Origin of the sequence: uncultured Sphingomonas sp., assembly GCF_964237155.1 — a bacterium.
Classification (GTDB): Bacteria; Pseudomonadota; Alphaproteobacteria; order Sphingomonadales; family Sphingomonadaceae; genus Sphingomonas.
Genome location: NZ_CAXSHH010000071.1, coordinates 1 through 11,796, shown reverse-complemented (window position 1 = coordinate 11,796; position 11,796 = coordinate 1). Strand labels below are relative to the sequence as shown.

Annotated in this window: 17 protein-coding genes; 8 read left to right on the top strand and 9 right to left on the bottom strand. The window is 69.7% G+C overall.

The annotated features are described in order from the left end of the window. The 5 genes from ACFE71_RS12810 to ACFE71_RS12790 all read left to right on the top strand — a co-directional run. Window positions 1-498 (top strand): TolC family protein (locus ACFE71_RS12810; protein WP_375429178.1); only part of this gene is annotated, 498 nt, incomplete at its 5' end. 31 nt (window positions 499-529) lie between these two features. Next, window positions 530-895, top strand: coding sequence for a hypothetical protein (locus tag ACFE71_RS12805; RefSeq protein ID WP_375429177.1), 366 nt, complete (start codon window positions 530-532; stop codon window positions 893-895). Beyond that, on the top strand, window positions 892-1,968 hold the full coding sequence (locus ACFE71_RS12800) for an alpha/beta fold hydrolase (protein WP_375429176.1): 1,077 nt from the start codon (window positions 892-894) through the stop codon (window positions 1,966-1,968). The genes ACFE71_RS12805 and ACFE71_RS12800 overlap by 4 nt, the downstream gene beginning before the upstream one ends. After that, window positions 1,965-2,504, top strand: coding sequence for a GNAT family N-acetyltransferase (locus ACFE71_RS12795; protein WP_375429175.1), 540 nt, complete (start codon window positions 1,965-1,967; stop codon window positions 2,502-2,504). The genes ACFE71_RS12800 and ACFE71_RS12795 overlap by 4 nt, the downstream gene beginning before the upstream one ends. Window positions 2,505-2,534: 30 nt before the next feature. Next, window positions 2,535-3,362 carry an esterase/lipase family protein gene (locus ACFE71_RS12790; RefSeq protein ID WP_375429174.1) on the top strand — a complete coding sequence of 276 codons (828 nt, stop codon included), beginning with the start codon at window positions 2,535-2,537 and terminating at the stop codon, window positions 3,360-3,362. Between the two features lie 65 nt (window positions 3,363-3,427). Here ACFE71_RS12790 and ACFE71_RS12785 read toward each other — a convergent pair whose 3' ends face one another. The 7 genes from ACFE71_RS12785 to ACFE71_RS12755 all read right to left on the bottom strand — a co-directional run bounded on the left by ACFE71_RS12785 (window position 3,428) and on the right by ACFE71_RS12755 (window position 6,320). Continuing rightward, the gene (locus ACFE71_RS12785; protein ID WP_375429173.1) at window positions 3,428-3,763 is read right to left on the bottom strand and encodes a VOC family protein; all 336 of its coding nucleotides are present in this window, start codon (window positions 3,761-3,763) and stop codon (window positions 3,428-3,430) included. A gap of 103 nt (window positions 3,764-3,866) precedes the next feature. Further along, complete coding sequence (locus ACFE71_RS12780; RefSeq protein ID WP_375429172.1) at window positions 3,867-4,298, bottom strand: phasin family protein; 432 nt, start codon at window positions 4,296-4,298, stop codon at window positions 3,867-3,869. A gap of 11 nt (window positions 4,299-4,309) precedes the next feature. After that, window positions 4,310-4,528, bottom strand: a complete 219-nt coding sequence (locus tag ACFE71_RS12775; RefSeq protein ID WP_375429171.1) for a WS/DGAT domain-containing protein — start codon at window positions 4,526-4,528, stop codon at window positions 4,310-4,312. A gap of 129 nt (window positions 4,529-4,657) precedes the next feature. Then, window positions 4,658-4,825 carry a hypothetical protein gene (locus tag ACFE71_RS12770; protein ID WP_375429170.1) on the bottom strand — a complete coding sequence of 56 codons (168 nt, stop codon included), beginning with the start codon at window positions 4,823-4,825 and terminating at the stop codon, window positions 4,658-4,660. A 129-nt stretch (window positions 4,826-4,954) separates the two neighbouring features. Then, window positions 4,955-5,119 (bottom strand): hypothetical protein, encoded by a 165-nt coding sequence (locus tag ACFE71_RS12765; RefSeq protein ID WP_375429179.1) that lies wholly within the window; start codon window positions 5,117-5,119, stop codon window positions 4,955-4,957. Beyond that, window positions 5,110-6,123, bottom strand: coding sequence for a cytochrome P450 (locus tag ACFE71_RS12760; RefSeq protein WP_375429169.1), 1,014 nt, complete (start codon window positions 6,121-6,123; stop codon window positions 5,110-5,112). The genes ACFE71_RS12765 and ACFE71_RS12760 overlap by 10 nt, the downstream gene beginning before the upstream one ends. After that, window positions 6,120-6,320, bottom strand: a complete 201-nt coding sequence (locus ACFE71_RS12755) for a hypothetical protein (protein ID WP_375429168.1) — start codon at window positions 6,318-6,320, stop codon at window positions 6,120-6,122. The genes ACFE71_RS12760 and ACFE71_RS12755 overlap by 4 nt, the downstream gene beginning before the upstream one ends. Before the next feature lie 152 nt (window positions 6,321-6,472). Here ACFE71_RS12755 and ACFE71_RS12750 point away from each other — a divergent pair, with 152 nt between their 5' ends. Next, the gene (locus ACFE71_RS12750; protein WP_375429167.1) at window positions 6,473-6,655 is read left to right on the top strand and encodes a hypothetical protein; all 183 of its coding nucleotides are present in this window, start codon (window positions 6,473-6,475) and stop codon (window positions 6,653-6,655) included. 6 nt (window positions 6,656-6,661) lie between these two features. On the opposite strand, the gene ACFE71_RS12745 is transcribed toward ACFE71_RS12750, so the two are convergent. Continuing rightward, window positions 6,662-8,425 carry a diguanylate cyclase domain-containing protein gene (locus ACFE71_RS12745; protein WP_375429166.1) on the bottom strand — a complete coding sequence of 588 codons (1,764 nt, stop codon included), beginning with the start codon at window positions 8,423-8,425 and terminating at the stop codon, window positions 6,662-6,664. A gap of 68 nt (window positions 8,426-8,493) precedes the next feature. Then, the gene (locus tag ACFE71_RS12740; protein WP_375429165.1) at window positions 8,494-9,048 is read right to left on the bottom strand and encodes a DUF2231 domain-containing protein; all 555 of its coding nucleotides are present in this window, start codon (window positions 9,046-9,048) and stop codon (window positions 8,494-8,496) included. Between the two features lie 118 nt (window positions 9,049-9,166). On the opposite strand from ACFE71_RS12740, the gene ACFE71_RS12735 reads away from it, so the two are divergent. Continuing rightward, window positions 9,167-10,309 (top strand): acyl-CoA dehydrogenase, encoded by a 1,143-nt coding sequence (locus ACFE71_RS12735; RefSeq protein ID WP_375429164.1) that lies wholly within the window; start codon window positions 9,167-9,169, stop codon window positions 10,307-10,309. Then, window positions 10,303-10,893 carry an SAM-dependent methyltransferase gene (locus ACFE71_RS12730; protein ID WP_375429163.1) on the top strand — a complete coding sequence of 197 codons (591 nt, stop codon included), beginning with the start codon at window positions 10,303-10,305 and terminating at the stop codon, window positions 10,891-10,893. Before ACFE71_RS12735 ends, ACFE71_RS12730 begins: the two co-directional genes overlap by 7 nt. The last annotated feature ends 903 nt before the right edge of the window (window positions 10,894-11,796 follow it).

Genomic DNA, 11,796 nt, shown 5'->3' with positions numbered 1-11,796 from the left:
TATTCGGTGTCGCCGACCGCGAGCTATTCGATCTTCCGCGCGGGCGCGGCGCGCGCGAATGTCGAGTTCTCGCGGGCGCAACGCGACGCCGCGCTGGCGGGCTATGAACGCGCGATTCAGATATCCTTCCGCGAGGTCGCGGACGCACTCGCGCGCCAGGGCACGATCGCCGAACAACTCCGCGCCAGCCAGCTGCTGCTCGACGCGACCGACGAGACGCTGCGGCTGAACGACGCGCGCTACCGGGGCGGGATCGACACCTTCCTGACGCTGCTCGACGCGCAGCGTTCCGCCTACACCGCGCAGCGCACCTTCGTCGCGACGCAACTGGCGGCCGCGACCAACCGCGTCGCGCTCTACCGCGCGCTCGGCGGCGACGCGACGCTGGAGACGACGGCGCGGGGGCCGCTTCCCGTAAGCGCGTCGGGTACCCCGCGCGCGGACGAGCCGCTCCCGGCCGTCCCGCCCGCGCCCGAGACACCGCGCCGCCGCCCTTGACGGAGGCGGGTCGGAAGTCGAGGATGCACCCATGTCGACCACCCCGCCCGATCCCACCGCGCTGTTCCGCACGATGATCGGCGAGTGGGAGAAGCTGACCAACTCGCTCGGTGGGCAGATGGGCACGACCGACGAGGTCGCCCGCCTCATCGGCGGCGCGAGCAGCGCCGGCGCACAGGCGCAGGCGGCGATCCACGGCCTGATGGAACGCGCGCTCGCCGCCGCCAATATGCCCAGCCGCGGCGAGGTCGAGGACCTGTCCGCCCGCCTGGCGCGCATCGAGGGCGCGCTGTTCCGGATGGAGGCCAAGATCGACGCGATCGCCGGCGTCGCGGACAAGCCCGTTCCCGCCGGCCCGACGCGCGGTCGCCAACCGTCGGCGCTGCCCGAGGGGTGACCGCCCCCGCCCCCGGACCCGACCTCCTCGATACCGCGCGGCGCGAGTTCAATCGCGCGATGGCGCGCAACATCAAGGGGCTGGGCTATTTCACGTCCCCCGCCCCCGTGCTCGGCATCAGTCCCAAGGAAGTGCTGATCGAGCGCGGCACCATGCGCCTCTACCGCTACCGCCCGCGCGTCGACGACGTCTACCGCGTGCCGATCCTGCTCGTGATGGCCACCACCAACCGCGGCTACATCTTCGACATGGTGCCGGGGCAAAGCTTGATCGAGTACCTGCTCGACGCCGGCTTCGACGTGTTCATGCTCGACTGGGCCCCGCCGCGCGCCGACGAGAAGGCGCTGACGCTGGAGAGCTACGTCCTCGATTTCCTGCCCCAGGCGGTGGCGCGCGTCGCCGCCGAGACGGGCGAGTCCGACGTTAGCGTCATCGGCTATTGCTTCGGCGGCGTGCTCTCGCTCCTCTGGGCGGCGCTGGAGGGGGCAGGCAAGCTTGCGAACCTGGTCACCTTCACCACCCCCGTCGATTTCTCGCGGATGGACATGTTCCAGGCCTGGGCCGACCGACGTTTTTTCGATGTCGACCGGCTGGTAGACACCTTCGGCAACTGCCCGGGCGATTACCTCTACACCGCCTTCGACATGCTCCGTCCCGGCACCCGCGCGACCACGATCGCGCGCGTGTACGAGGGACTGCATGATGACGAGTATGTCCGCTCGTTCCGCATGTTCGACCGCTGGGCCACCGACATCCTGCCGCTCGCGGGCGAGTATTTCCGCCAGACGGTCAAGCTCCTGATGTGGGAAAACCGCTTGGCGAACGGCACGCTCGAGCTACGCGGGCGGACGGTCGATCTCGCCGCGATCACCGCGCCCTTCCTCCACGTCGCCGCGCGGCACGATCACATCGTGCCGACCGAAGCGTCCGCGCCGCTCCTCGGCATGGTCGGTGCGACCGACAAGGAGGAGGTCGTGCTGAAGGGCGGGCATGTCAGCCTGGTGGCGGGCGGCAATGCGGTGAAGCGGCTATGGCCAAAGCTGAACCAGTGGCTGGGGGTACGATCGACATGAGCCACCGCGTGCGCCGGTTCGACCCCGCCGACCGCGAGGGCATGGCCGCGTTCGCCGCCGCGCTGCCCGAGCACGACCTGCTCTTTCTTGGCCGCGACCTGCGCCATCCGCGCGTCGTCGAGGCGTGGCTCGCCGCGATCGCGGAAGGCTGGATCGACAGCCTGGTCGCCGAGGATGAGGGGACGGGCGCGCTGATCGGCACCGCCGCGCTCGTCCGCGACCCCTTAGGATGGAGTCCGCATGTCGGTGAGGTTCGCCTACTCGTTTCCGCCGACCGACGTGGCGCGGGGCTCGGCCGCGACCTGCTGGAAGGCGTGTTCGCGATCGCGCAGGAGCGCGGGCTGGCCAAGCTCATCGCGCAGATGACCCCGGACCAGACGGGCGCCGTGACGTTGTTCGAGAATTTGGGATTTCGTGGCGAGGCTCTGCTCCGCGACCATGTACGCGACCCGACCGGGGCGACGTTCGACCTCGCGATCCTATCCTACGATGCGGGCCGGGTCGCGGCGCGGCACGATGCATTTGGCGTAGTATGAACTATTTATGATGCAGTGCATTATAAGCCTATGACACCCGGAGTCCTCACCATCGCGACCGCCATCCACGAACCCCGCGCAGCCGACCAGCCGCGTCCCCCCTCCGCCTTCCTAGCACTGATTGAACTGCCACGCGCCCTCGCCGAGTTGGGGTCGCTGGCCGCCGCCGCGGGCCCGCTCCTCGCTACCGCGCCGCGCGGCGACGGGCATCCGGTGCTCGTGCTTCCCGGCTTCATGTCCAGCGACATCTCGACGGGCGTGCTCCGCCGCTTCCTGACCAGGCTTGGCTATGACGCACGGGCTTGGGATCTTGGCCGCAATCTCGGCCCCCGCGCGATCGGGCGTGAGGGCGAGCACCTCGTCGCCAAGCTACGCGAGATCCACGAGGAGACCGGCCAGACGGTCAGCATCGTCGGCTGGAGCCTGGGCGGCATCATGGCGCGGCTCGTCGCCAGGCGCGCGCCCGACGCGGTGCGCCAGGTGATCACGCTCGGCTCGCCCTTCGCCGGCAGCCCCCGCGCCACGAACGTCTGGCGGCTGTACGAGGCGATGACCGGGCAGAAGATCGACGACCCGCACACGCGCGGCCAGCTGGAGGAGAGCATGCTCCCCCCGCCAGTTCCCTCGACCGCGATCTATTCGCGCGAGGACGGCGTCGTGGCCTGGCGGAACTGCCGCGAGCCAGAGACGGCGAGCACCGACAATATCGAGGTCCATGGCAGCCATTGCGGGTTGGGCGTCAACCCCGCCGTCCTCTACGCGGTCGCCGACCGCCTTTGCCAGACGGAGGACGGCTGGGCACCCTTCAAGCGCGAAGGAATGAAGGCCTGGGTCTATCCGCATGCGGGCCACGCCTGAGCCATCGGGTGATCGATGCAACGAGGATATCATATCAGCCCATCCGAGCGCCGATCGGAGGCCGCTTAAAAGCCCGATCGGGGCTGCATGAGTTCGATGCGGTTTCCGAACGGATCGTCGACATACAGGCGATCGAACCGCTCGAGTGGCTGGTCAGGCATGGGTCGATGCCCGCTCGCCTCGAGCCGCGCGACCAGGGCGGCGAGGTCGCTCACCATCAACGCAGGATGTGCCTTGCGCGCTGGCCTGAAGTCGGGATCGACACCAAGATGGATCCGGACCGTCCCATCCTCGAACCAGCATCCGCCGCGTTGTGCCAGATGGGGCGGCTTGGCGATCTCAGCGATGCCCAGCGCATCCCCGTAAAACGCCCGAGCATCGTTTTCGCCGCCCGGCGGCATGGCGAGCTGGACGTGATGCAAGCCCTGAATGAGCATCTCGACCCCATTTCCGTCGCATCGAGGCGGGGGCGGCACCGGGCACCGCTCCCGCACCTGAACCGACTCAGTTCTGACCGCCGGTGCCGCCCCGCATGCCGCTGACCGCGTCGCGGCCGAACTGCATGATGAGTTCGCCGATCTCGCGCGCCTGACCCATCGAGCGGGTGCTCTGCTCGCGAAGATAATCGCCCTGGATGCGCATCACCTCCGACAGATCCTTGGCCTGCGCGGCGCGGCGCATGGCGTCGAATGCCTCCTGCGTGTTGTTCTGGGCCTGATCGATCATCTTGACGCCGATCTGCGACGTGTTCTCCGCGACCTTCTGACCGCCGGCGCGCATCGCCTCTCCCGCGCGTTTGGCGGGATCGACCACCTGCTCGGCGAACACGCCCTGCGCCTTTTGCGCCCCGTCGCGCATCTTGTCGGCGGCGGCGCCTGCGGCGGCCCCGGCGTTCGCGCCCATTTCGGCACCCTGCTTTTCGTTGGCATCTGCCATTGTGCTTCTCCTCAGCGGTTGGCCGGCTTTCTTAACTTAGGTTCCGGCTTGTTCTCGTTGGCTTCAACAGGCGGCGCGGCGCTTGGTTTCACGACGGCCGCGCGCATTGCGGCGAACGTGTCGCGAAGCGCGTCGGCGTAGGCGGCCGGATCGGGCATCATCGCACGGTCCGACGTGAACGAGATCGCGACCGTCTGTCCGTAGGAATAGATGGTGTTGATCAGGCCCATCGAGCACTGTACTCTCTCTCGCTCGTGTTGAGCTCGTCGAAGCGTCGTCCTTCTTACAACCGTCTGTAGGACGGACGACCCTTAGACAAGCTCAGGGCGAATGGGGAAGTGACATGCTCGTCATGTTGATTACTTCCCGAAACCAAACACATCCTGGTGAAAACGCCCAGTCTTCATCAAGCCGTTCAACCACTCCGACCCCCACGCGTGATCGCCGCCGACTTGGCTCATCCAGATACGGATCAGCGGGTCGCGCACCGCGGGAGCCATGAACTTGCCGTCGCCGCACAGGAACACCGACGCGCCCGCCTGCAGAATCGCCTAGATGCGCTCCTGCTCCGCCCACAACGCGTCCTGAACGAAGCGCCAGGGATGCGACGGCCCGGCGGGATAGGCGAGCAGCAGGGCGGCCACATCCTCGTCGCGTCACCGCTCCATCTCGGCGCGGCAGAACCAATCGTGATCGGGGTGGCGGCATCCAAACACCAGCAGGCTGGTCGCGACCTCCTCTCCCGCCGCGTTCCGCGCGGCACGTTCCTGGAGGAAACCCCGGAGCGGCGCGAAGCAGGTGCCCGGCCCGATCAGCAACATCGGCACGCCCGGATCGGCGGGCGGCGCGAAGGGCGGGTTGGGGTGGCGTACATAGCCGAACACCCGCGCGCCCGACTCCACCCCCGCCATATAGCCGCTCGCGAACCCCCGATGCTCGCGTCCACCTCCGCGCGCGGGAGCAGCCAGGTCGCGCCCGTCGCCTCGATCGCCGCGTCGACCCGCTTGGGGAAATGCTGGTAGTTCGGCCATTGGCTGTTGCCGACGCCGAGCACCGCGAAGCGCGCGCCCGACCAGTCCGCACCCTCGAAGGCCCCCGCGTCGAGCGCGCGCTCGACTTCGACCGCGGAGTCGGGCGCGCGGCCATTATAGGTGGCCGCCACGATGACGATCACCTTGTCCTCGGGCGCCGCGCCGTCGCGAAGAGAGTCGTCCATCGATCGCACGACCACCTCGAACCCGTCGACGCGCGCGCGCTCGGCCAGCTCCTCTGCGATGTCGCGCGCGGTGCCAAGGCTCGCGCCGTACAGCACAGCAAACCGCTGGCCCGTGCCGGCGATCGCACCGACCTCGACCTCTTCCGCCACGGCCTCGCCGGTGCCGAGTTGCAATCGCTCATGCGGCTGGCGCGTCCGCACGCGGATGAAGAACTCCTCGGGCTTGATTGTCAGCGTCTCCTTGATCCGTAGCCGGTACCCATGCGGGTCGCTGACCGAAAAGGCGCGAAGCAGCATCGCCATCGCTATCTTGGCCTCGGCCATCGCGAACTGCCGGCCGATGCAGGCGCGCTCGCCGTCGCCGAACGACTTATAGGCATGCGGGTGGTGCGTCGCGACGTTTTTGGGCAGCGAGCGGTCGATGTCGAACTCCTCCGAGTCGGGCCAGGCTTTCGCGTTCCTGTGAAGACCCAGCATGAAAACGTTGACCGGCCTGTCTTTCCGCAAATGCCACCGCCCGCCAATCACCGCGTCCTCGTACGGCGCGACGGTGTAAGGGGGCGCGGTCGCCCACAGACGAAGCGCCTCGTTCAGGATGCGCTCGATCACCGGAAGCTTGGCGACATCGGCGTAATCGGGCCGTTTGTCGCCCCCACCAGCTGCTCGCAAACCGCGACGATCATGTCGAAATAGCCGCGCATCGTGTTTTGGCTGGTGGCGGGGAGCAGGATCCACTGCGCCTTGCCCCAGTTCGGCTCGTCGCCGAGCGCGGTGAACAGCCCGTGCCCCGCGAAGCGGCGCACCACCCGCAGACCCGGCCCGGGCCGGGCATCTTGCGGAACCGCGTCTCGTCCGACAGCTCGGCGATCAGGTCGGGATCGGTCACGAACGACGCGGTCCGGCTGCCGAATCCAAGCTTGAAGATGCCGTCCAGATAGTCGCGCGATACGCGTAGCAGATGGCCGACAAGTTCCGACCATGCGATCTGGTGCAGGTGGCCGACCACTGGCAGGCCAGGCGGGGTCGGGATGCTTTCGCGGGGCGCTGGGCGATCGATCCGGGTCGCCGTAAGGCTCCTGGTCTTTTCCTTGACGGCCTTTTCCACCGCTTCGCGCGCGCGCGCTACTCGCCGCGCCCATGACCCCGGTTAGGCCGCCAGGGCGACCCGGTCGCGACCCTCCGCCTTGGCGCGGTAGAGCGCCTCGTCCGCAGCGCGCAGCACGGCTGTACGCTCCGTGCCGGGGAAAGCGGTGGCGATCCCGACGCTGGCGGTAACTTGGACGACCCCGCCCGTCACCGGCACCCGCGCCTCCGCGACGATGCGGCGCAGCCGTTCGCATACCGCCCGCGCGTGTTCGCGGTCGGCGGCGGGCAGGAGCACGCCGAACTCCTCGCCGCCGAGCCGCGCGATCAGGTCGCCGTCGCGCAGGGCTCCCCGCACGCCCTCGGCGACCGCCACGAGCAACCGGTCGCCCGCTTCGTGGCCATGCCGGTCGTTGACCGACTTGAAGTGGTCGAGATCGAGGATCGCGACGCATCCGCCACCCTCGCCGGCCAGCATCCGGCCGAGCGCCGCATCGAAGACCCGCCGGTTGGCGAGCGCGGTCAGCGGATCGGTTGCCGCCGCATGCGACAACTCGCCCTCGACCGCCTTGCGGTGATCGATGTCGCGGATCGCGGCGACGGCCCCTGTGGCCGCGCCCGTCTCGTCGCGGACGCCGCGCGTGCGGATCTCGAACCACCGAACCTCGCCATCGGCGGTGGCGGCGCGATATTCGACGGTGACGGTCCGATCGGGGTCGGCCATCGCCGCGAGGTGCGCCTCCGTCACGACCTTCCGGTATTCGGGTAAGACCAGCAACGTGCCGCACATCCCGATCACCGCGTCGGGATCATGGCCGCCGATCCGCGCGATCGAAGGCGAAGCGTAGCGGATGAAGCCCTCCGCATCGAGATTGAGGACGATATCCGAACTATGGTCGGCGAGCAGACGGTAGCGCGCCTCGCTCTCGCGCAGCCGGTCGAACACCGTGCGGCGATGGCGCAGCTCGGCCGCGACGGGCAGCACCGTCAGCACCGTCACCGCGAGATAGAACAGGAAGAATAGCGCGCGCAGCGTCGGGTCGCCCGCGACCAGCATGACCGGTCCGGAACCGGCGGCGCTGAACGCGCCACCCACCACCGCGATGATGGCCACCGACGCCGCCGCGCCGATGCGGCCGAGGCGAAAGGCCGCCACGATCGCCGGCAACACCGGCAGGAACAGCAGCGGAAGCAGGGCCTGCGCGAAGACCGACCCGGTGACGGCCACGACCAGGGCAAGCAGCCCGGCCGCCTCCAACCGCCGCTCGCGCGACGCCGACCCGACCCAACGCCCGACCGCGCCGGATGCCACCAGCGTGAAGACGGGCGCCGCCGTGATGTTGCCTAGGCCGTGCCCGGTGAACCACAGGACCAGATTGACCGCGAAGGAGGTTCCTGTCGCGTGCGCGATCAACGCCGCAGCCGCCGGCGCGACCGCGGCCGGAGCGATCACGCCGACCGCCAGCACCAGCAAGCCGAGACTGCCGAGCGAGTCGAGCGGGTCGCGTTGCAGTCGGAAGCGCTTGATGAGCAGGGCCGCGATCAGCCCTTCGAGGATGTTCGCGACGGCCAGCATGGGTGCGGCGGCGGGTCCGACGCCCACCGTCGCGCTCGCGACCGTGCTGGCGCACGCGCACGATATCAGGATACCCGGCCATTGGCGGCGCGGCGACACGATCAGGCCAGCGATCAGCACCGAGCTGGCAAGCGACAACACCGCCGCCCCGCCGCCAAAGCGGGTCGAGCCTATGGTCGCGACCGCGACGACCAGATAGATCGCACCGATCGAGATCGCGGTTCGTCCTGGCAAGGCATGCGCGAGGTTCACCGGCGCGGCATAGGCGTATGCCGATGAAGATCAGGTTAGTCCGGCCTAACCATCCGAAAGGGCGCGCCTTAGTCGACGACCTGCTTTTCGGCATGATCGTGCTGGTCGTTCGCGCCGATCACCCCGACCATGTGGCGGTAGGACAACTCCGCTCCCGCCCAACCGGTGACGCCGACCAGCCCCGCCGTCGCGAGGCTGAGCGCGAAGGCGCCGTTGCCGGGCGACTGGTCGCCGTCGTTCCGGCGCGCGAGCAGGCTCGCTCCGGCCAGGCCGATCGCGAGCGGATTGCCGTATGCGTGAAGCTTGCCCGTCTTCTTCTCGCGCGCGCGCTTGATGGTGAAGTAATCGACCGCGCCGACCGCTCCCGCCGCCAGCCCCGTGACGATCCCCGCGCCCAGCAGCCACCGCGATGCGCGCGACCAGAAGGGGTCGGCCGTCCGCCGCGCGACCACATCGCTCGCCACCGCCCCCGTCAGGAACGCGATCGGGTAGGGCACGATCATCGGATGGATCGGATGGCCGCCGATCGCGGCGGTGCTCGGCACGCCGCGCTGCGGGTGGTCGCGGTCGCCGTCGACCGGGTTCACGACCTCGTTGAATCTGGTGACCGCCGCCGACGCCATGGGAAACCCTCGCTGAACCATGAAGATACCCGTCAACGACGGCGCGCCCGCGGCGTTCCCGCCAAGTGCAACAGGCGGGCGGCAAGCGCGTTGAGCGGATATGACACAGGCGACAGCGGTGCGGCGCACCGACGTTCGATCGATCGACGCCGGGACGTCGATCGGCTTCGCACCGACGGCGCGCACCCCGTCCGGCATCGTCGACGCCGTACGCGTCCTGGCGCGCGAATGGGACCGGGCGAATGGGCCGGAGGCCTTTCCGGCAGACCGCCTCCGCGCGCTTGACGACGCCGGGGCGCTCACCGGTTTCACGATGCTGACCATGCCTGGCGCGGTCGAGGCCCTGGACCGGGTGCTGCGGCTCGTCGGCGGGGCCGATCTAAGCCTTGGCCGCATCTATGAGGGGCATGTCAACGCCGCGCAGCTCGTGTCCGCATATGGCGACGACCGGCAGCGCGCCGCGCTGACGGATGGACGCGTGGCGGGCGTCTGGAACACCGAGCCCGAGCCGGGAATGACGATCGCGCCGGCGGGCGACGGCCGATGGCGGCTGGGCGGGGCCAAAAGCTTCGCGACGGGCGGCGGCTTCATCGATGATGCGCTGATCACCGCGCGGCGACCCGATGGGGCCAAGCAACTGGTGCTGGTCGACATCGCAGGCCTCGTCGACCGATCGGACAACGAGGCCTGGCGCGTACGCGGGATGCGCGGGACTGGCAGCGGCCTGTTCGACTTCGACGGCATGATCGTCGGGCCGGAGGCGTTGATCGGCGCGCCCGGCGATTACGAGCGCGAACCCCGCTTCAGCGCGGGCGCATGGCGTTTCACCGCCGTCCAACTCGGTGCGGCCGAGGCGCTGGTGCGTCACATGCGCGATCATCTGATCGAGACCGGCAAGGGTGTCGATCCTGTCCAGCGTCGCCGGTTCGCCGACTGCGTTGTCGCCGTGCGGAGCGCGGGCGACTGGGTCCGCCGCGCGGCCCTGTCGGCGGAGGCCGCGGACCCGCGCGCGATCCCGTTCGTGCTGATGACGCGCGGCGTCGTCGAGGAGGCGGGGCTGCTCGTCATGGAGGCCGCGGCCCGGGGCGTCGGCACCGCCTCGTTCTTCGAGGGGAGCCGGATCGATCGCATCACCCGCGATCTGGGGCTGTACCTGCGCCAGCCCGCCCCCGACCAGGCGCGCGACCGCGCCGCCGCCGCCTGGCTGGAGGCGGATTGTTGGAGCGAAGGGGACGGGGCCGTCGGGGACCTCTGGTGGTAGGCGGTCGGCGCGAGCGATCGATCCCGCCCGACTATTTCGAGCGCCTGTTCAGCGAACGCGGCGATCCTTGGGATTTCGAGACCAGTTCCTACGAGGCCGCGAAATACGACCACACGCTCGCCGCCCTGCCACGCGACCGTTACGCCGACGCGCTGGAGGTCGGTTGCGCGAACGGCGTGCTGACGGCCCGGCTGGCCCCGCGCTGCGACCGGTTGTTGGCGCTCGACGTATCCCCCACCGCGCTCGCCGCCGCGCGGGCGCGCTGCGCCGACCTGCCGCACGTCGCCTTCGAACGCCGCCGCATGCCGACCGAGGCCCCGGGGGGCACGTTCGACCTCATCCTCTTGTCGGAGGTCGTGTATTACCTCGACGGTGACGACATCGCGCGGCTCGCGGCTTGGCTCGCCGCAGCGGTGCGGTCACGCGGCCACCTCCTCCTCGTCCATTGGACGGGAGAGACCGACTATCCCCGGAGCGGCGACGACGCGGTGCGCGAGCTGGCCGAATGTCTGGGGGACGCCGCCCAGCCGCTCCGCGCCGACCGCCGCGAGGGATACCGGCTTGATCTGTGGGTCCGCCGCTAGGTCGGTGCGGAGCGCCCGGATACGTGCCCGCGCCTCGGCGATCGCGGCGGGCAGCGTCCGGAAGGTGAGCCGGTCCCCCCGGGCGCGGCCACCGGGCAAGAGCGCGACGTCCACGCGGTAGGTCTCGTGCAGTGGCGCGTCCTCGTCCTGCGCGATCCATTCGGCCACCGTGTCGGCCATCCCGCCGGGCGCGCGGCCCGCCAAGCGGCACGAAGTGAAAACGCGCACGTCGATCGGGTGGCGGACCAATCCGCCATGCGCGCGGATCAGCGCGAACAGCGCACGATCCTCCGCCACGGGCGGCGTCGGCGCGCCGCCGATCCGGCGATACAGCCCCAGCGTCAGTGCGATGCTCGCCCCGCCCTCATAGAAATGCCGCGGCCAGGGATCGTGCGCGACGGGCTCCGCCGCCGCGCGCAACCGGTCGAGCGCGGTGTGGTAGCGCCCAAGCATGTTCAGCCGGTCGAACGCGATCGGCCCCAGCGCCGCGCGCTGCTCGCGCTTGGTGTGCGCGCGCCCGGCGACCGCATCGACGCCCGCCGCCATGTGCGTCGCGGTGCGCGCGATCCAGTGCGGATCGACGTTGGTGTCCGCGTCCGTCGACAGCAACAGGTCTTCCCCGTCCCGCAGCTCAGCCGCCGCCGCGTCGAGCGCCAATCGCCGCGCCCATCCCGCATGCTGCTTGCCCGAAGGCAACGCCACCGCCGACCAGCGCAGCCGCGCGTGACTAAGGCGCATGCGCTCGAGCAGCGGCACGGTCCTGTCGGAGCAGTCGTTGGCGAGCGCGACGATCGTCACCGGGCCGGGGTGCGTGGACGCCGCACGGTCGAGCGCCAGAAGGCATTCGCCTAGGCCTCGTGGACAAAGGTTGACGGCGTGATCGCTTGTTGATTCAAGGCTGCC